Origin of the sequence: Sphingomonas sp. LaA6.9, from assembly GCF_022601895.1 — a bacterium.
Classification (GTDB): domain Bacteria; phylum Pseudomonadota; class Alphaproteobacteria; order Sphingomonadales; family Sphingomonadaceae; genus Sphingobium_A.
Genome location: NZ_JAKVIO010000037.1, coordinates 20619 through 40136 on the forward strand (window position 1 = coordinate 20619; position 19518 = coordinate 40136).

A 19518-nucleotide genomic window follows, 5' to 3' on the forward strand; every position below is an offset into this window, starting at 1 on the left:
TTGAATGATGTCGCGAAAGATACTGTCGCCAAAGGGCGTTGCCCTTTTGCTTCCAATCGCCGGGCTGCCTGCAGCGGCGCAGGCCCAGGCTCAGGCTGAACCGCCTGCGCAGGTGCAGCCGGCAGAGGCCGCACAAGAGGTTCAGCAAACCGAGGCCGAAGGGCCGTCGGACGGCGGCCTGGCGGAAATCGTGGTCACGGCGCAAAAGCGCGCTGAAAATCTTCAGGACGTTCCCATTGCGGTAACCGCCCTGAGCGCGGACGCGCTTTCCGCCAAAGGGGTGGGATCGGTCATCGATCTCAACTCGGTGGTGCCCGGACTGTCCTACACAACCCAGGCCGCAGCCGCCTCGCCGCGTATCCGCGGTGTGGGTACCGCCATCGCGACGGGTGGTAACGAGAATGCGGTCTCGACCTATGTGGACGGTGTCTATTACGCCTCCGCACCCGCGTCGGTCCTCTCACTCAACAACATCGCCCAGATTACGGTGCTCAAGGGTCCCCAGGGCACCCTGTTCGGCCGCAACGCAACAGGCGGCCTGATACAGATCACGACGCGCGATCCGGGACAGGATTTCGAAGGTCAGGCGAAACTGACCTACGGCAATCATGACACCTATGGCGGCGACCTTTATCTCAGTGGCGGCTTGACGACGGGGCTGGCGGCTGACCTCGCCGTCCACTATCTGAACCAGAGCGATGGCTTTGGCACCAACCTGTTCAACGGGAAGGACGTCAACAAGTCGCGGGATTTCTCAGTGCGGTCGAAGTGGAAGGCAGAACTGGGGAGCGACACGACCGCCACTGTCATCCTTGACTATACCGACTCCAAGTCGATCATTCCGGCCTATCGTCCTGTAACGGGCGTTCTGCCCATCACCGGCGTCCCCTTCACCGGCGGCAAGTTCGATGTGAACTCGAACGTTCAGCCACATTCCAAGGTCGAGCAATATGGCGGCTCGCTCGAGCTGAGGCATGATTTCGGCGACGTCGAACTCGTCAGCATCACGGCCTATCGGCATTCCGACTGGGATATCAGGTTCGACTCCGACTCGTTGCCGCAAGATCTGATCAATGCAGATATTCTGCAGCTCGACCGGCAGTTCAGTCAGGAGCTGCAGCTTGTCTCGAATGGTTCAGGTCCGTTCAACTGGGTGCTCGGCGCCTATTATTTCAACGCCAGAGGCGGCTTCGAACCTGGCGTTGTCGCGGGTCCCGGACTCAATTTCGTGTCGACCATCGACACACGCCAGCGCACCAAATCATTCGCCGGCTTTGCTCAGGGGACCTATCGCTTCACGGATCAGACGTCGCTGACCCTGGGTGTACGCCTGACATCTGAAAAGAAATCGATCGAGGGGTCCGGCGATTTCTTCGTCATCAACCCCGGCATTCACGTCCCGCAGGGCCCCTATGAGGCCAGCGACACCGTGACCAAGCCGACCTGGCGTATCGCGCTCGATCACAAATTGACCGACGACGTCATGATCTATGGGTCGTATAATCGCGGGTTCAAGAGCGGCGGCTTTGATCCGGCGAGCTCCGGCTCGGCTAAATCGTTCAAGCCCGAGGTGCTCGACGCGTTCGAGATCGGCCTGAAAAGCGAGTTCTTCGATCGGCGCGTGCGGCTCAACGGCGCGGCCTTCTACTACGACTATCGCGACATCCAGCTCAACACGTTCCAGAACGGCCTGCTAGCCATTTACAATGGCGATTCCGCCAAGATCTACGGTTTGGACCTTGATGCGACGGCGGTGCCGATCGATGGCCTGACACTCACAGCCGGCGTGTCGCTTCTCCATGGCCGCTATGGCGATTTCCCGATCACGCAGACGGCGCTCCTGCCGAACGGCGGTGTGACCGCGCTGCCGAACATCAGCGCGGACGGAAAGCGGCTCCAGAATGTCCCCGACTATCAGTTCAATGCCGGGTTCGACTACAAGATACCGCTCGACACGGGCAGCATCAGCCTGGCGGCGGACTTCTTCCACTCTGGCCGCTGGTACAGCACGCCTGAGAACCGACTGAACCAAAAGGCCTATTCGCTGGTCAACGGATCCATCGCCTGGTTTATTGACACCGACGAGAAGTACAGTGTCAGGCTGTGGGGTCGAAATCTCTTCAACGTCGCCTATGCCGACCAGCTGACCACCCAGATTCCGATCACGGACTTTGTGACTATTGGGCGCGGGCGGACGTTTGGCGCCACGTTGGACATCAAATTCTGAACCCGCTTGGGGGGAGATCATCTCGATCCTCCCCGAAAACCACCAGAACAGGAGTAAGGCGTGGCAAACGGGCGGCTGGCAGGAAAAGTCTGCATCATCACCGGGTCGGGTGGCAGCATGGGTCGGGCAGCCGCTCGGATGTTCGCCGCGCAAGGCGCACATGTCGTAGGTTGCGACGTCAACGCGCGCTCCGCACAGGAGACATACGAGCTTGTGGTGGCCGAGGGCGGATCGATGGCGTCGCTGCATCCGCTCGACCTGTCGGATGAGACGGGTGCCCAACGACTGGCCAAGTTCACGCTTGAGCGGTTTGGCAGAATCGACGTCCTCTACAACAATGGCGGCGCGGCGGAATTTGCCTGGTTCATGGAAATGACCGCCGCGCAGTGGACGTTCACGCTCAAGCATGAGCTCGACATCATCTTCTTCGCGACCCAGTCTGTGTGGCCGCACATGGTCTCAGGCGGCGGCGGGTCGATCATCAACATCGGCTCGGTGTCAGGAAAGCGCGCGTACAAGATGCTGCCCGCTGTGGCTCACGCAGCCGGCAAGGGCGGTGTTATCGCGATGACCAAGCATCTGGCAATGGAGGGCGGCGCTCACCAGATCCGCGTGAACTCGATTAGCCCTGGCCTCGTGCTGAGCGATGGGACAAGGCCGCTCCTCGAGGACCCGAACTGGTCTCGCACGATGCTTGACCGGCTCATGCTGGGTCGTCCTGGCGAGCCTGAGGACGTGATTCCGGCAGCAATCTATCTGGCCTCGGATGAATCGCGGTGGGTCACCGGCGCCGACTTCGCGATCGACGGCGGCACCATGGCATGGTGATCGCCACCCGACGGACTTTGATTTCGCTGGAGGAACAGCAATGAACATTGACGGCAAGACAGCGCTGGTCACAGGCGCAGCGGGCGGCATCGGTCGCGCGCTCGTGCTCGAGCTTCTCGACAACGGCGCCAGCAAGATCATCGCCTGCGACCTCGATCGAAAGCAGCTCAACGATATTGCGGCGCGCGACACGCGCGTCGTGCCGCAAGAGCTGGATGTGACGGATGAAGCCGAGGTGGCGCGGGTGGCGGCGGCACATGGCGACGTCGACCTCCTCATCAACTGCCACGGCATTGTCGTCCACGAAAACTATCTGGCGGCAGCGACGCTCGGCGCCTTTCGCAAGGAAATGGACGTCAACTATTGGGGCCAGCTGCTTTTGTGCCGCGCCTTTGCGCCAGTTGTGAACCGCAATGCCGGCGGCGCAATCGTCAACTTCCTCTCGCCGCTTGCCTTCGTGACCTTTCCTTTCTGTGCCGCTTATTGCGCCACCAAGGCCGCCTGTCGCGTGCTTACCGATGCCATGCGTGCCGAACTTGGCCCGAAGGGCGTACTCGTGATGGCGGTATGCCCGGGCACGATCGATACCGGAATGATGTCCAATCTCGACATTCCCAAAAGCCCTCCCGAAGGCGTCGCCAAGGCCGTTGTGGAAGGCTTGAGCTCGGATGAAACCGAAGTGTGGGCAGGCGAAGGCGCCCAAGACATGCGCCAGCGCCTGCGCGACGATCCCGAGGCGCTTCAGGCCGAAGCCGCAAAATGGCTACGCCTCGAGCAGAATTGACGCCCTCGAGCCGCGGGCAGTGCCCAGGGCCTACTCTTTCAGGAGCACGAAGCTGAGATCTCCAAGCTCGTCCGCGTCGTCAGTATCGGCCATCCTTGTCTGCGTGCTTGCAAACATGATGGACGGGTTCGATGTGATGGCCGTCGCCTTTGCCGGCCCTGCGATCGCGCGCGCGTGGACGGTTGACCATGTGACCCTTGGATGGCTCTTTGGTGCCGGTCTCGCCGGAATGACGCTTGGCGCGCTTTTCCTTGCTCCGCTCGCCGACCGCTTCGGGCGCCGTCCTGTGGCGATCAGCTGCCTTGCGGCCATGGCACTGGCGATGCTGGCTTCCGGCCTCGCCGCCAATATCGAGCAACTCATCGTCTTGCGGCTCATTACCGGCCTTGGTGTCGGCGGAATCCTCGCCACGCTGAATTCGGTGGTCGCCGAAGCCGCACGCCCTGAGCGCCGGAATCTCGCGATCAGCATTTTCACCGCGGGTTACCCTTTGGGCTCGATGGCTGGTGGAGCAATGGCGGTTGCCCTGATCGAACATTTCGGATGGCAATCGATCTTCTTTATCGGGGGCGCCGGGACCGCCATCGTTTGCCTGCTGCACTGGATCTGGCTGCCCGAAGCCAATTGGGCCGGCATGGGAACCAAGCTGCCGATGAGCACCTTGTTGAAGGGCGACGCCTTGCCCCGCACATTGCTGATATCCGCCTCGTTCTTCCTTCACATGCTGAGCGTGTTCTTCGTCCTGAACTGGTCGCCGCGCCTGGTCGAGATGATGGGCTTTTCCGCTCAGATCGGCCTCACGACGACACTCATCATCAATCTTGGAGGGCTGGTCGGTGGTCTGGCTTACGGCCCTTTGGCCGATTGCTTCGGATGGCGCAGGGTGACCATGGCCTACTTCCTGGCCTTCAGCCCGGCTCTTGCGACCGTCGGAATGGCGCCGGGCTCGACCCATTTGCTGTTCATCATCGCGGCATGTGTCGGCCTGTTCCAGGGCGGCGCGATGACAAGCCTCTATGCGCTCGCGCCAATCCTCTTTGCGGACCCGGTACGCGTAAGCGGCACGGGCCTTGCCATCGGAATTGGTCGTTGCGGCGGAATCCTCGGGCCGATCGCTGCCGGCTATCTCATCGCTGCCGGCTTGCCGGCCGAAAGCCTTTACCTGATGTGCGCGGCACTGCCCATCGGCGTCGCCATTCTCATTGCTGCACTTCGTCCCACAAATGAAGCCAAAGCGGGCGCTCGGGCCCTTGCATGATCCGGGCAGATGGCCTCGCGCCTAGCCGAGATGAAAGCCCGCCCTGCCAAGACCACCGATGTGAACCAAGACATCCATTCCCGGTGCGATCGGGACCATGGGGCCAAGCGCACCGGTCAGCACGATGTCGCCGGCCTTGAGGGGCTCGCCTCCGGCCACGAGAGCGCGTGCTGCCCATGCAGCGGCGGCCAGAGGATGCCCCAGGCACGCGGCACCGGCTCCAAGCGACGCGACCTTGCCATTAAGTTCGAGCACCATCCCGCAGCTGAACAGGTCCAGGCCGGTCAAGGCCTTGCGCTCCTTGCCCAGAACGAAAAAAGCAGACGAAGCATTGTCGGCGATCGTGTCGGCAAGGCTGATTTTCCAGTCCGCGATGCGGCTGTCGACGATCTCGATGGCAGCTACCGCACATTCGGCGGCCGCGAGCATGTCCGCCGGGCTCGTCTCCTCGCCCGGCACGTCGCGTCCCAGGATGAGTGCGATCTCGCCTTCCGCGCGCGGTTGGATCAACCTTCGGGGCGAGAGATCGCCGCCATCCGCGACCCGCATGTCCTCGAACAGTACACCAAGATCGGGCGCCTCCGCGCCGAGCTGCCTCTGAATCGCCTCACCGGTCAGACCGACCTTGCGGCCAACAATGCGGCGCCCCTGGGTTTTCCAGAACGCCGTATTGGCATCCTGGATAGCGTATGCGGCCGCCACATCGTTCGGATGCAGGCCGTCGCGCAGCGGTGATATCGCCTCGCGTTCATAGGCATCACGCAGACGCCTGGCCAAAGCCTGGTGATCAGCGTTCAAGGGCAGCGCCTCACGCATAGCTGTAGGCCGTCTTCGTCTGTGTATAGAACTCGATCGCGGCAAAGCCCTGTTCACGCGCGCCGAAGCTCGACCTGCCCATACCGCCAAAGGGCACATGATAATCCACGCCGGCCGTGGGCAGATTGGTCATCACCATCCCTGCACGAACAGCTTTCTGGAAGTGACGGGCAAATTTGAGCGAGGACGTCACGATTCCCGCCGAAAGGCCAAAGTCCCCGGCATTTGCCGTGGCAAGGGCCTCGTCATAGTCCTTCACCCTGATCACGCTCGCCACTGGACCAAAGACTTCGAGCCGGTTGATCTCCATTTCCATCGCGGTCTCGCCAATCAACGCGGGTTCGACATACCAACCGGGATGGTCGCGCGTGATACGCGCGCCTCCCGCGACCAGGACACCCCCCTCGCCTTGCGCCCGCGCGATGAAGGCATAGCTCTGCTCCTGCTGGGCCTGGCTGGCGGCTGGGCCGATCTGCGTATCCGCCGAAAGCGCGTGCCCTACGCGTAGATTTCGCATCCTCTCAGCCATGGCGGCGATGAATTTGTCATGCACGCCCTCGGCAACGATCAAGCGGCTCGACGCTGTGCAGCGCTGCCCGGTACCGAAGAAAGCGCCATCAATCGCAACCGCGACGGCCCGGTCGAGGTCAGCATCGTCAAGGATCACCAGAGGGTTCTTGCCGCCCATTTCCAGCTGGAACCGAGCCTGCCGAGCCGCCGCGGCACTTGCCACCTGCAAGCCCACCGACTGCGAGCCGGTGAACGAAACGCCGTCGATTCCGGGGTGCCGAACCAACGCGTCCCCGATCGACCCGGGCCCTATGACGAGGTTGAAAACACCCGAGGGGACCCCGGATTCAACCATGATCTCGGCGAGCGCGACCGCGATGGCGGGTGTAAGGCTCGCGGGTTTCATGACCACGGCATTTCCAAAGGCAAGGGCCGGCGCCGATTTCCACGCCGGGATGGCGATCGGGAAGTTCCAGGGTGTGATGAGCCCGATAACGCCCACCGCCTGGCGATAGGTCTGGATTTCGACACCCGGCCGCACGGAATCCAGATTCTGGCCATGTCGCCGCAACGCCTCGCCAGCAAAATATTTAAAGATCCTCGCTGCACGCGAGACTTCGCCGATACCCTCAGCAAGCGTCTTGCCCTCTTCCCTGCTCAGCAATCGACCGAGCATGGGCGCGCGCGAAAGAAGGGTAGAGCCAATCCGGTCAAGGCAGTCAGCGCGCACCTCGGGCGATGCGGCCGCCCATGACGGGAACGCGGCGCGCGCCGCGGACACGGCGTCTTCAAGATCGGCGAGAACACCGATTGGAGCGCGGGCCACCGTTTCGTCTGTGTCAGACGGATTGAAACGAGGCTGTCTCGCTTCGGACTTTCTCCACTCCCCCGCAATGAGATGCCGGAGATCGAGTATTCCTTCACCCATTGAATTCGCTCCATTGATTTTTTTCGCGCCGCAGCGGCTGCGCTAAAGAACATGTGTGTTGAAGTGCGGCAGCCTCGGGGCTGAGCGCCCCTCCAAAAAAGCGCTTGGCCACCGCACTCCGTCCGGCATCCGCCAGGCTCAAGCCGGTTGATCGACAGGAGCCGCCAAGGGATAGCCGCGTCCGACATAGTCGAAGCCGCCGAGCTCAAGCGTTTGCAACTCACCGTCCTGGGGCGACGCATAATAAGCGCGTATTTCCTTGATGCGGCCTTCAGGGCTGAAGATGTACCACTCGTCGCCCCGCAGGATGACGCCCGACTTCCGCTTGAAGTGCGTCCACTCGATGACCGCACGACGCGTCTCGGGATCGCAAATGACCTGATCGACGGTCCAATAGGAGCCCAGCCTCTCGACCGCCTCACTCCATTTACGCCCGATCGTGTGAGCGTCTTTGAAGGGCCCCTCATACATCCCAGGTGGAAAATAATGGACGCCATCGGCTTCGAAAAATGCCGCGATCCTCTCGATGTCCCCCGAGTTGCAGGCATCGAAATAATCCCGAATCCATTGCTCCATTGCATCGCTGGTCAGTGGTGTCGCTGTCACAACTCTCTCTCCCTTGCTTTCGTTCGGCACCGGTTGTGCGGAGCCGTGGAATGGGCACTGTGCCGCATCCCGGAAGCGGCGAAACGTCTTCGCAGGATGGGAAATCGCCTTCGGCGCGCCCACCCGATCCAATGCAATCGCCTGCCGGTACATTCACTATTCATGGTTGCATTCACTATATGAGAACGCTACACACTCATCATGAAGAAGGCAACCATCCCCGAACGTCAAATGATCGCCACACGATCAGGCGCCCTCGCCCGGCACGAAACCGACCTCGCATCGACAGGGAATCCACAATGAAGTTGGTCAGCTTCAAGTCGCGCGCGACCACGGGCTATGGCGCCCTCGTTAATGGCGAGGTCGCAGTCCTCTCGGCACAGTTACCATTTCCGACGCTCAAAACCGCATTGCCCCACCTCGACGAATTGCGTCGCGCCGTGGACAGCGCGCCGACACGCCTGGCGCTGTCGCAGCTGGAGCTGCTGCCCCCCATTCCCGATCCGGGCCGGATCATGTGCGTTGGCCGCAACTTCAAGAAGGCGATGCACCAGATGGGGCTCGACTTTCTGGAATACCCGGTCCTCTTCGCCCGCTTTCCACACTCAGTAGTCGGCCATGGCGAGGAAATTGTCAGGCCGACAGTGTCGGAACAGTTCGACTATGAAGGCGAACTCGCGGTCGTCATCGGACGAGCAGGACGTCATATTCGCGCCGAAGACGCGCTTGACCATGTTGCCGGCTATTGCTGCTTCAACGACGGCTCAATTCGCGACTATCAGCGGCACACGTCTCAGGACACGCCGGGCAAGAACTTCTGGCGTAGCGGTGCTGCCGGGCCATGGCTGACAACCGCTGACGAAATTGCTGATCCGACACGGCTCACGCTCACCACCAGGGTCAACGAAAAAATCGTGCAGCAGGCAACGCTCGACGACCTGCTCTTCGACGTCCCGCACGTAATCTCCTATCTCTCCGGCATCTACCCGCTGCAGCCCGGCGACATGATTGCGATGGGCACGCCGCTTGGCGTGGGCCTGAATGCAGACCCGCCGCGGTGGCTCAAGCCGGGCGACACAGTCAGCGTGGAAATCGACGGCATCGGAACACTGAGCAATCGCGTCGTGGACGAGGCCGGTCTCGATCTCGCTGCCGCCTGACCCAACCTCAATCACAAGAAAACCAGCAACAGATCCAGGAGAGATGAAATGCAACAAGCGGTTGACACCAGAATGCCTGAAATCGGGCAGTCGATCGAAGCCATGGGCCTGCAGACCAATTACCACGATGTCGGCACGGGCTCGCCGGTTGTCCTGATCCATGGCTCGGGGCCAGGCGTGAGCGCCTGGGCGAACTGGCGCCTTTCAATTCCGGAGCTCGCCCGGCATTCGCGCGTCATTGCTTATGATGTCGCCGGGTTTGGGTTCACCGAGCTCGATCCGAGCGCCAACTACACCATGGACTATTGGCTGACGCATCTCGTCTCGTTCCTGGATGCGATGGGCCTCAAAAAGGTCTCGTTTGTCGGAAATTCTTTCGGCGGAACGCTCGCTGCCCATTTCGCAGCGCGCTATCCCGAACGCACCTCGCGCCTGGCGATGATGGGCGCGAATATCCTGGCGCACCCCATTACGCCCGCGCTCGATAATCTCGGCTGGGGATATGAACCCTCCGTGGAGATAATGCGCGAGCTGCTGAACACCTTTCCGTACAACAAGGCCCTGATCACCGAGGCGCTTGTCGAGAACCGCTACAATGCCAGTACGCGTCCCGATTACCATAAGGCCTTCCGCGCGATGTTCCCGGCCCCCCGGCAGAACGTCGTGAATGCGATGGCGCTGAGCGAAGAACTGCTCGGCAGCATCCAGTGTGAAACACTGCTCATTCACGGTCGTGAAGATGCCTTTGTTCCTCTGGAAGTCAGCTTCCGGGCACAGGCGATCGTCCCGCGCGCGCAGCTCCATGTCTTTGGCCAATGTGGTCATTGGGTTCAGATCGAACGCGCGCGCGAATTCTGCGCTTTGCTGGAAACATTCCTCACCGGCGAGGAATGACTCTGGATCCCGAGTGCCAGAACCCACTGGATCGCAAGCCCTTCGCCACCCAGCTTGCGATCTTTTTTGCGCACCTAACCGACCCATCTTCACACTTCATGGCGAATATGTGGGATTGGATCAGGAGCCGAAGCGACAGTGCCGCTAGGCGGTCAGGTCCTTCAACGGCCACGTGATATCGGCCAGCTTCGCCTTGTCGGGCGACAACCGCCCGGTCACGAGCCTGCGCCCCTGCACATAGTCCCTGGTCGCATTGACGCAGTCGAGCGCCACCACGCGCCCGTGCTTCAAGTAAATGACCGAGAAGGAGCGCTTCTCAGGATCGCCGCGGACAAGACATTCGTCGTGATCGATCGAAAGTCCGACGGTCTGGAGCCGAAGATCATATTGGTTGGACCAGAACCACGGCACCGCATGATAGGGCTGCGCATCGCCAAGGATCGCCTTGGCGACAACATTCGCCTGGTCAATCGCATTCTGCACCGATTCGAGCCGGATGCGGGCACCGTCCGCGAAATCGTTCGCATGCGCTGCGCAGTCGCCGATCGCATAGATATCGGCGAGCGAAGTCTTGCAAAAGGGATCGACATCGACGCCGTTGCTCCCTGCGGCGCCTGCCGCGATTAGTGGCTCCACCGCGGGGATGATGCCGATGCCGATGATCACCATCTGCGCCCGGATCACTTCACCGCCTTGAATATGGACGCCGGAGACGCGGCCGCCCTCACCCGTGAATCCCACCGAACACGCGCCCAGCCGCACCTCCACGCCCTGCGCGCGGTGTTCAGCCTCGTAGAAGCGCGACAACGGCTCGCCCGCGACGCGCGCGAGCACACGCGGCAGCGCCTCCAGAACGGTCACTTTCTTGCCGAGCTTGTTGAGCACCGCCGCTGTCTCGAGCCCGATATAGCCGCCGCCAATCACCACGACGTCGCTGACCGTGTCGAGCTCTGCCATCATGCTGTCGGCGTCCGCCCTGGTGCGGACCACATGGAGGCCCTTCAGATCCGCACCCGCGCAATCGAGCCGGCGTGGACGCCCACCCGTTGCCCAGACGAGTTTGCCATAGCTGATCGCCTCACCGCTCGAGAGCACGACCTGTTTTGCTGACGGATCGACCTCGGCCACACGCTTTCCCGTCAACAGTTCGACCTTGCGGTCGGCCCAGAATACGGCAGGACGGATCAAGGTCCGCCCAAACGGCTTCTCGCCCGCAAGATATTCCTTGGATAGTGGCGGACGCTCATAAGGGATTTCGGGTTCATCGCCGATGATCGCGACACTTCCTTCAAAGCCGTGTTGGCGCAGGCTGATCGCGATTTGCGCGCCCCCATGGCCCGCGCCAATAACGAGCACGTCAAATCTGGTCATGGCTTCGCCTCATCTGTGAAACAGGTCTCGCCGCGGTCCGGGGCGCGGCCTTATGCCAGGATGCGAGCTTTGCGGAGGTCGCCTGCTATGCGCGTTATTTGCGCCTCACCCTCCCGCAGCGAGTCCGCACTGGTGTGCACGGAATGATTGCCCAGGTGCAGCTCATGGGGATGCTTCACCGCTGAACCCAGGACAAAGCCAACTCCTTCCTCGCTGGTGATCGAAATCGCGCCGTTGCCTTCTTCGAAGATCAGGAGTTCACCGGTCGACGCCGGTTCGGTGCATTCCAGACTGCCGGAGTATACGGCCAGCCAGGCCACCTCATGGCCATCAGGCATTAGATAGTCCCAGCGCTCTCCGGGCTTCAGCCGAACGTCGAGATAGTTGATGCCCGCCGGAGCATCGATGGGACTGGCAGCAGAACCGAGTCGGCCGAGCAGAATCCTTGCGGGCCCTTGGTGGGGCACATCTTCGGCATCAAGATAGCGGCTCTCCGGCGCGCCCATTTCGCGTTCGGGCGGCAAGGCGACCCATAGCTGAAAACCACGAACTGGCTTTCCACCCGATGGTGCCCCCGTGTGCCAGACGCCCGAGCCCGCTGCCATCCATTCGACGCCCCCCGCTGCGAGCTGCCCCTTCACGCCCGTGGTTTCCTGATAGTCAACCTTGCCTTCCAGAATGAGGGTAACCGTGGCTATTCCTGAATGCGGGTGCCAGCGCATCGCGCCTTCAGGACCAGCGGGAATCTCGGCAAGGTCGAGAAATACGAACGGCTTGATGAGTTCGCCAAGGTCCGAGGGGCTGACCAGCCGCGTGATTGGTCCGCGCCTTGCCCCGCACGTGCGCGTGCGAATGTTGCGGGCCATCATTTCGCCGCGTCGGTGGTGCCTGGAAACATTTCGCGGACATCCTTCACCGGGCCGGATTTGAGGTATCGCTCGAAGCGTTGCGTATAGCCGCCTTCGGGATTCGCCAGGATCTCCCACCAGTTGGCGTCGCGATCGCGGAAATAGAAGGCATAGACGTCGTGCTGCAAAATGGGCCTGGTGATGGCCTTGAGCTGGAATTCTTCCTTATGCTCCACACAAAGCGCATGCGCGCGGTCGACGTCCTCCTTGGTCGCAACGTCGATGCCGTTGTGGTTGGTATAGGGCATGGGCTTACCCTTCGGGCCCTGCACCACGACATAGATGTGGTTTCCGCCAAGCCGGACCATGCCGGAGATCGGGCTGGTACGGACGAACTCGAACCCGAGAAACCGCTCATAGAATTCGATCGACTTGTCGATGTCATGAACTTCCAGCGTTCCGTGCGAAAGAAATTTAAGATCAAGAATTGGCTTGGGCTTGGTGTCGGACATGGCAACCTCCCGGATTTGTCTTGATTGGCACATTATTCTGCGAGCGATCGTCTACCAGGGCAGCCTTGTTCCATCATGCGAGATGAACGAGCCGGTGCTGGCGAGATCGCTCGCCTCGATGGCCTTGATCATGTTGGCGACGCTGGTTTCAGGCGTGAACATGCCGTCCTCGCCGCCCATTTCGGTTTTCACCCACCCCGGATTGACCGACAGGACAATCACGCCGCGTGCCTTCAGATCCGCGGCCAGGTTTCGAGCAATCATGTTGAGGGCGGCCTTTGTGGTGCGGTAGATATAAACGCCGCCGCCAGGCGGGAACGCATCCGGATCGCTCGCAGTGATGCTTCCCATGATGCTGGAAATCATGACGATCTTCTTGACGGTACTCGCAAGCACGTTCGACAGAAGAGCCTCCGTGACACGCATCGGCCCGATCACGTTGACGTGGAACACCTGGCCCCAACCTTCATAGTCGATAGCCCCAAGCGCCTGCAGCGAAGATCTCGCGCCTTCGGAGAAGCTCACCGGTCGGTTGTCCAGAATGCCCGCATTATTGATCAACAGGTCGACCGGCACGCCGCCGAGGCGACTTGCCAGCGCGTCGACTGTGCTAAAATCGTCGATGTCGAGGGCATGCACCGTGAAGCGATCGGCCGCAGCATTCGCCAGTTCGGCCAGTTCGCCTGCCTGATCAGGCGATCGACAGCAGGCATGGACATGCCAGCCTTGCACTGAAAACTGCCGCGCAAACTCAAGGCCCAGGCCCCTGTTGGCTCCGGTGATCAGGACTGTCGCCATCGATTTTCCTATTGTTCCTTGCGGACGCGCGTGCGTGGTTGGGCATCGGATTGGTCGGGGGCGCCGACCTTGGGCGGGTTTGCAAGTCGGACGGAGACGTCGCGTCGCAACCCCGAGCGCGCAGCAGTGACAGGCCCCCTGGCCTGATCTTGCGCGGAATTTCGAACGTGCGTGCGGGTCGTCAGAAAATCGATCAGGTCAAAGGCGTCCCTGAGCAGCATGTTACTGCGAACGCTTCAGCACATTGGACAATGTGCCCAGCCCCGTGATGGTAACCTCGACGGTATCGCCTTCCTTTAGGAAAACCGGCGGCTTCTTCGCTGCACCAACGCCGCCCGGCGTGCCTGTCGAAATGATGTCGCCAGGCACCAGCGCGTACCAGTAGGAAACATAGGAAACATAATGGGCGACGCTGAAGATCAGGTCATCCGTTCCTACGTCCTGGACGATTTCGCCGTTGACCCTGGTCGTCATACGCAACGCGTGCGGATCAGGAATTTCATCCGTGGTTACAAGATAGGGTCCGATTGGTGACAAGGTGGGATGCTGTTTGGCAGCAACATTGCGCCCCCAGGCGTCAAGCATTGCGGTGGGAACCGTCACCGCCTTCACCTCGGCGACATGGTCGCGTGCCGAAACGTCATTGTGGACGGTATAGCCCGCAACATGGTTCAGCGCCTCCTCGACACTTACCGCATAGCAGGGTTTGCCGATTACGACGGCAAGTTCACCTTCATAGTCGAGCATCGTCGCCTGGTGGGGCGGCATGATCACGGGCTGGCGGTGGCCGCCGAGCGACCCAGCCGAGCAGAGAAACAGGATCGGGTGCGCGGGAACCGGAACCCCGCCCATTTCCTCGAGATGCTGATGGTAGGAAGCGCCACATCCCATGAAATGCAAGGGATCAGAGACCGGCGCCGAAAACTGCGCGCCCGTCTCCGACAAGAGCGCACCCATCGAACGGAGCTCTTCAGGGCTCGCCCCCTTGCCTGCCTCGAAATCGGTGACAACGGCGCGCAGCTGCTCGAGCCCGTCCGCTTGCGCCAATATGCCCTTCACCGTTGAGGGCAGCGCGCTGGCCGGGCCTGCGGGAATCAGCGACGGCACGAGCAGTTCCGCCTCACCTACCAGAACTGCTGCGCGAATTTGCGTGCCCAACACGATACTCGCAATTTTCATCAATCGCTCTCCAGCACGTTCTATCGATTTGTCGCCACCCTACAATTCCACATTAATATATGCAACCATCAATGGTGAATTTCAAAAGGTCGACGTTGCCCTTCGGTTGATCGCCGCAAACTCACCCTTCTTCGGAACATCTGCGCAGACCGGCAACGACTTGGCATCCAGCCAGGCGCTCGCACGCGCGCGCGCTTTTTCGATCCCTGCGCTGGTGTTATCAGGTTGTCTTCGGACCGCCGCAGTCCCGGGGACGGATGTGACCCATTTTTCCGCGCAGCGATTCGCGCCTGCCGCGTTGCTTGCGCCCACCTCAGCAGGGCGACGCGGCGCAAAAACTGGTCGGCAACCAGACAGCGGACGTCATCGCCCCCTCTCCCCCGGCCAGCAACAGATCCCACAAAGCGCAAAGCAGGCGTTCGACTGCCGAGGCCAGCAAAGATCAGCCTTCAGTCAGTCCGTATCCAAGCTCATAGGAAATCCGGCGCGCGGTTTCCTCCACGGCAGATATGACTTTCGCACTGCCCCGCCCCCGCAAGGCTTCGTGCGAAGCCAGCAGGCAGATAACCGACGACAGATTTTCCTGCGCGTCAAAGACGGGCGCCGCGACTGCGTCGACACCGGCAATCAGGGCCGACGACAAGTGGACGGTTCTGGCGGCGCGGACTTCTTCCAGTTCGCGGTCCGAAAGCGATGGGGCGCCTGCATCCGCGCTGGCCATCTGCTTTTGTCGTTTGAGGACCGGCTGCGTCACCACGGGCGGCATATGCGCGAGGAACAAGCGACCAATTGCAGACTCGGTCAAGGGCATCGAACTGCCGACTCGCAGGTTCACCATCAGCGGGGCCGATCCATTTTCCCAGCGCACGAGGACAGGCCCTGAGTCACCCCAAATCGTAAGACAGACGGTATGCCCGGTCGTGTCCCGCAATAAGAGGAGGTGTTTGCTGGCGATCGCGAACGAATCCAGGCGCCCCATCGCTACAAGACCAAGGCGCCGGGCCGTTGGACCAAGATCGTAAAGACCATTTGGTCCGAACTGAATCAGCATGCCGCTGCGCACGAAGCTGACAAGGTATCGATGGACTTTGCTGGGCGCCATGCCTGACGCTTCGCAAACCTGCTTGAGCGACATTGCCGAAGTGCTGCCCGCAAAAACGTCGAGCACCTTGATGCCGATTTCTACGGACTGAATTCCGGCTGACTGGGTTTTGCTGACACTCTCGACCACTGAATTTCCCTGATTGTTGGGGACGCTTCAAATTGCGCATAGTTGCTAACACTTGATCGAAACTAGCGGACGATCACGGACGGGCAAGTGGCCTTTTCACGTGGCACTGCGACCTCCCTGCACCAGCCATTTACCAACCCTTCTTATATTCACCAATATATATTGCATTCATAATAGATGAATGTTAGCGCAGTCATAAACAACGACAGGCCCGCCAGTGCGGGTACAAAAGGTGACGCGAGGATGCCCCTGATCAAATATGTTGCAGCGGATGGAACGGAACATGTCGTCGAAGCACCAGTCGGCGTCAGCGTGATGAAGGCGGCCGTCGACAACGGCATCCCTGGCATTGAAGGAATCTGTGGCGGCCAATGCGCCTGCGCAACATGCCATTGCTTCATCGAAGACGCCTGGAGCGAACGGCTTCCACCCATGGATGAACTCGAAGACGAGATGTTGGCCGAGACTCTGGTTCCGCGGCGCGCCGGGAGCCGCCTCGGCTGCCAGGTCGCCGTCAATTCACAGCTCGAAGGCCTGATCGTACACCTTCCGGAAAGCCAATAGCCGCGGGCCGAACCCGATCAATATGAGGATAGTGCCATGATTTATTCGACTGCCACCGTGCCCGTGAATCCGGAAGGTGAAGCCGCACTCAGCCGCGCACAGATATGGAAGGGCCTGGTACTGAAGGCCCGCGACGCCCGACTTTTCCTGCCACCCGGCATCTGCACCAAGTGCGACGTCGTCGTCGAAGGGGATCGCTACATTGTCCGTGAGGCAACGATCCTGGGCGAGGAAGTCTCCGAAATCATCACCTTCGAGCCTGAATCCAAGGTGTCATTTCACCAGTTCACCGGACCGCGCGAGGGCGTGATCATCAACGAGCTGTTCGAGGATGAGGCCGGATCTCTGCAGCTCAAATTTTACTGCCTGCTGGGCCTGCGCAACGCCGAGTCTGGCGGGAAGGAAGAGCAGGAGGAACAGGCAATGATGGACAGTGAGGATCGCGGGTATAAACGCGCCTTGCTCTCTACCCTTGCCCGCACCCGCGCTCTCGTGAGCGACGGAACGATCTGACGATCGACACGCGGATGCAGCGAACAGCGAAAAGGCAGCGTGCGGCCGAGCGAATTTGCGCGGTCGCGCGCGATCTCTTCTATCTGCGCGGCATCCGCGCAGTCAGTGTTGATGACATCGTCACCGAAGCGGGCATCACCAAGCCAACCCTGTACCGCACCTTTGCATCCAAGGATGCTCTGGTGGCAGCTTGCCTGGAAGAAAATGCCACGGAAGATCGCGCTGCGTTAACGCGTATCGCCGCCTTATTGTCTCCTCCCGACGCGCAACTGCTCGCGATCGTCGGGCATTATGCAGCCAAGGCTGCCTCCCCCGATTTTCGCGGATGTGCGCTGAGCAACACCGCGATCGAACTGCATCAGCCCGCACACCCGGGGCACATTGTCCTTGAAGGCTCCAAACGCGAGATGCGCGCCCTGATCACGAGGATCGCCCGGCAGCTTACCTCAAAGGATCCTGGCGCCCTCGCCGATGGCCTCATCCTGCTGATCGAGGGCACCATGGCCAGCCACCAGATATTTGGCGATCAAGGCCCCTCAACAGCCCTGACTGTATCGGCCAGAGCCCTCATTGATTCCTATCGGCCGGCGGGACATGCTGACCGTCAGAGCAAAGTCCGGTGCCAGTGAATGAACGTCCCGAGGCGATCAAATTCGAGACACCAATTGCTTTCCGAGCTGACCGGGATCGTGGGGCGGAAGCACGTCCTGACCAGCGACCATCAAACGCGTCGTTTTCGCAAGGGATACCGGTTCGGTGACGGCGATGTCCTGGCAGTCGTGCGGCCAGGCAGTCTTGTCGAGCAATGGCGCGTTCTGCAAGCGTGTGTGGCGACCAACACCATCGTCATCATGCAGGCGGCCAATACCGGACTGACAGGTGGATCCACCCCGGACGGGGCCGGTTATGATCGCGATGTCGTCGTGATCAATACGCTCCGGATAGACCGGATTGATCTCATCGACGAAGGACGGCAAGTGATTTGCCTGCCTGGCGCGACGCTTAACGATCTCGAAAAGCGGCTAAGGCCGGTCGATCGCGAACCGCATTCGGTGATTGGTTCGTCCTGCGTCGGCGCAACGGTCATGGGAGGTATCTGCAACAATTCGGGTGGAGCATTGGTCAGGCGCGGCCCGGCTTACACCGAGCTTGCTCTGTTCGCGCAGCTCGACGAGATAGGTTCCTTACGGCTCATCAATCATCTGGGCGTGGATCTGGGCTCCGACCCCGAGACAATTCTCGGGCGCCTGGACCGCATGGATTATGCCGCAGAAAACATTGCGTTCGGCTGCGGCCACGCCTCGGATCATGCCTATGCAAATCAGGTGCGCGATGTGGAAGCCGACAGTCCGGCGCGATACAATGCCGATCCGCATCGACTGTACGAAGCCTCGGGCAGCGCCGGTAGACTGGCCGTATTCGCGGTTCGGCTCGACACCTTTCCCAGGGACGCGGAACGCAGGCTGTTCTACATCGGCACGAACGACCTCTCGACCCTCACGTGCTTGCGCCGGCACATTCTGACGTCGTTCGGTGCGCTTCCAGTTCTGGGGGAGTATCTTCACCGGGACGCATTCGATATCGCCGAAAAATACGGCAAGGACACCTTCTTCGCGATCTTGTGGCTCGGCGCGCATCGACTGCCGACGCTCTTTGCGTGGAAAAGCAGGTTCGACAGTTTTTTTGAGCGCTTCAGATTCCTCCCGACCCATGCGAGCGATCGGCTGCTGCAATGGGCCAGCACCTTCCTGCCGCGCCATTTGCCAAAAAGGCTCGATCACTTCCGATCCTTGTACGACCATCACCTGTTGCTGGAAGCGGCAGGCCCAGGAATTGAGGAGACACGCTCCTATCTCGCCGCACTCTTCGACAGCGCAGACGGGGCCTGTTTCGAGTGCACCGAGGTAGAGCGCGAGCGAGCATTGCTCCATCGATTTGTCACGGCCGGGGCGGCAATCCGCTATCGCGCCATTCACTCTCGATCGGTCGAAGACATCATCGCCATCGACGTGGCATTGCGCCGAAACGACACAGACTGGTTCGAGAGCCTGCCTCGCGAGATCGACGAGTCCATCTGGCACAAGCTCTATTACGGACATTTTTTCTGCCACGTCTTCCATCAGGATTACGTGGTCCGCAAAGGCGCCGATTGTGCGGCAATCGAAGAAAGGATGCTCGCGCTGCTAGATCAGCGCGGTGCCGAATACCCGGCTGAGCACAATGTGGGACATCACTACACCGCCAAAGCAGACCTTGTCGCTCACTATCGGGCGCTTGATCCGTGCAACGCCTTCAATCCCGGAATTGGTCACACGACAAAAGTCGGCAAGTGGAACGAATAGGCTTCTTTTCTGGTCCGCTGGTGCGTGCCAATCAATTTCTGGCATAGTTTCTGTCCGGGCGGGGCCCCATCTATCTCAGCAGCACCAGTTCCTCGGCCATGCTCGGGTGGAGCGCCACGGTATCGTCCCAGGCCTGCTTGGTGAGCCCC

General features: G+C 60.7%; 19 protein-coding genes. 10 read left to right on the forward strand and 9 right to left on the reverse strand.

Translation table 11 applies throughout. From position 1 onward, the window contains the following. Nucleotides 1-4 precede the first annotated feature (4 nt). From MKI88_RS16475 to MKI88_RS16490, 4 genes are all read left to right on the forward strand, one after another. Nucleotides 5-2227 (forward strand): TonB-dependent receptor, encoded by a 2223-nt coding sequence (locus tag MKI88_RS16475; RefSeq protein ID WP_241632563.1) that lies wholly within the window; start codon nt 5-7, stop codon nt 2225-2227. Between the two features lie 60 nt (nt 2228-2287). Then, complete coding sequence (locus tag MKI88_RS16480) at nt 2288-3055, forward strand: SDR family NAD(P)-dependent oxidoreductase (RefSeq protein WP_241632565.1); 768 nt, start codon at nt 2288-2290, stop codon at nt 3053-3055. A 40-nt stretch (nt 3056-3095) separates the two neighbouring features. Continuing rightward, nucleotides 3096-3839 (forward strand): SDR family NAD(P)-dependent oxidoreductase, encoded by a 744-nt coding sequence (locus tag MKI88_RS16485; RefSeq protein WP_241632567.1) that lies wholly within the window; start codon nt 3096-3098, stop codon nt 3837-3839. A 115-nt stretch (nt 3840-3954) separates the two neighbouring features. After that, nucleotides 3955-5097 carry an MFS transporter gene (locus MKI88_RS16490; protein ID WP_281063751.1) on the forward strand — a complete coding sequence of 381 codons (1143 nt, stop codon included), beginning with the start codon at nt 3955-3957 and terminating at the stop codon, nt 5095-5097. A gap of 21 nt (nt 5098-5118) precedes the next feature. Here MKI88_RS16490 and MKI88_RS16495 read toward each other — a convergent pair whose 3' ends face one another. The 3 genes from MKI88_RS16495 to MKI88_RS16505 form a co-directional block, all read right to left on the reverse strand. Beyond that, a complete protein-coding gene (locus MKI88_RS16495; protein ID WP_241632570.1) occupies nt 5119-5913 on the reverse strand; it encodes a 2-keto-4-pentenoate hydratase in 795 nt (264 codons plus the stop codon). After that, nucleotides 5906-7351 (reverse strand): aldehyde dehydrogenase family protein, encoded by a 1446-nt coding sequence (locus MKI88_RS16500; protein WP_407073374.1) that lies wholly within the window; start codon nt 7349-7351, stop codon nt 5906-5908. Before MKI88_RS16500 ends, MKI88_RS16495 begins: the two co-directional genes overlap by 8 nt. A gap of 138 nt (nt 7352-7489) precedes the next feature. Beyond that, complete coding sequence (locus tag MKI88_RS16505) at nt 7490-8110, reverse strand: nuclear transport factor 2 family protein (protein WP_348636268.1); 621 nt, start codon at nt 8108-8110, stop codon at nt 7490-7492. A gap of 146 nt (nt 8111-8256) precedes the next feature. Here MKI88_RS16505 and MKI88_RS16510 point away from each other — a divergent pair, with 146 nt between their 5' ends. Both MKI88_RS16510 and MKI88_RS16515 read left to right on the forward strand, forming a co-directional pair. After that, entirely contained in the window at nt 8257-9117 is an 861-nt protein-coding gene (locus MKI88_RS16510; RefSeq protein WP_241632572.1) for a fumarylacetoacetate hydrolase family protein, read from the forward strand. 102 nt (nt 9118-9219) lie between these two features. Next, a complete protein-coding gene (locus tag MKI88_RS16515) occupies nt 9220-10011 on the forward strand; it encodes an alpha/beta fold hydrolase (RefSeq protein ID WP_281063752.1) in 792 nt (263 codons plus the stop codon). A gap of 144 nt (nt 10012-10155) precedes the next feature. Here the strand turns inward: MKI88_RS16515 and MKI88_RS16520 are convergent, their stop codons facing one another. The 6 genes from MKI88_RS16520 to MKI88_RS16545 form a co-directional block, all read right to left on the reverse strand. Continuing rightward, nucleotides 10156-11382, reverse strand: coding sequence for an NAD(P)/FAD-dependent oxidoreductase (locus tag MKI88_RS16520; RefSeq protein WP_241632573.1), 1227 nt, complete (start codon nt 11380-11382; stop codon nt 10156-10158). A gap of 50 nt (nt 11383-11432) precedes the next feature. Beyond that, complete coding sequence (locus tag MKI88_RS16525; RefSeq protein WP_241632574.1) at nt 11433-12251, reverse strand: pirin family protein; 819 nt, start codon at nt 12249-12251, stop codon at nt 11433-11435. After that, complete coding sequence (locus MKI88_RS16530) at nt 12248-12742, reverse strand: VOC family protein (protein WP_241632576.1); 495 nt, start codon at nt 12740-12742, stop codon at nt 12248-12250. Before MKI88_RS16530 ends, MKI88_RS16525 begins: the two co-directional genes overlap by 4 nt. Nucleotides 12743-12793: 51 nt before the next feature. Next, nucleotides 12794-13540 carry an SDR family oxidoreductase gene (locus MKI88_RS16535; RefSeq protein ID WP_241632578.1) on the reverse strand — a complete coding sequence of 249 codons (747 nt, stop codon included), beginning with the start codon at nt 13538-13540 and terminating at the stop codon, nt 12794-12796. Nucleotides 13541-13762: 222 nt separating this feature from the next. Then, nucleotides 13763-14719, reverse strand: a complete 957-nt coding sequence (locus MKI88_RS16540) for a fumarylacetoacetate hydrolase family protein (RefSeq protein ID WP_241632579.1) — start codon at nt 14717-14719, stop codon at nt 13763-13765. Nucleotides 14720-15161: 442 nt separating this feature from the next. Next, nucleotides 15162-15950, reverse strand: coding sequence for an IclR family transcriptional regulator (locus MKI88_RS16545; protein WP_241632580.1), 789 nt, complete (start codon nt 15948-15950; stop codon nt 15162-15164). Between the two features lie 243 nt (nt 15951-16193). On the opposite strand from MKI88_RS16545, the gene MKI88_RS16550 reads away from it, so the two are divergent. From MKI88_RS16550 to dld, 4 genes are read left to right on the forward strand one after another with little or no spacing between them, the layout of a single operon-like run. Further along, nucleotides 16194-16514 carry a 2Fe-2S iron-sulfur cluster-binding protein gene (locus MKI88_RS16550; RefSeq protein ID WP_241632581.1) on the forward strand — a complete coding sequence of 107 codons (321 nt, stop codon included), beginning with the start codon at nt 16194-16196 and terminating at the stop codon, nt 16512-16514. A 36-nt stretch (nt 16515-16550) separates the two neighbouring features. Then, nucleotides 16551-17027 carry an AtaL-like protein gene (locus tag MKI88_RS16555; protein WP_241632583.1) on the forward strand — a complete coding sequence of 159 codons (477 nt, stop codon included), beginning with the start codon at nt 16551-16553 and terminating at the stop codon, nt 17025-17027. A 14-nt stretch (nt 17028-17041) separates the two neighbouring features. Further along, nucleotides 17042-17656, forward strand: a complete 615-nt coding sequence (locus tag MKI88_RS16560; protein WP_241632585.1) for a TetR/AcrR family transcriptional regulator — start codon at nt 17042-17044, stop codon at nt 17654-17656. Beyond that, the gene (gene dld / locus MKI88_RS16565; RefSeq protein ID WP_241632587.1) at nt 17657-19369 is read left to right on the forward strand and encodes a D-lactate dehydrogenase; all 1713 of its coding nucleotides are present in this window, start codon (nt 17657-17659) and stop codon (nt 19367-19369) included. The last annotated feature ends 149 nt before the right edge of the window (nt 19370-19518 follow it).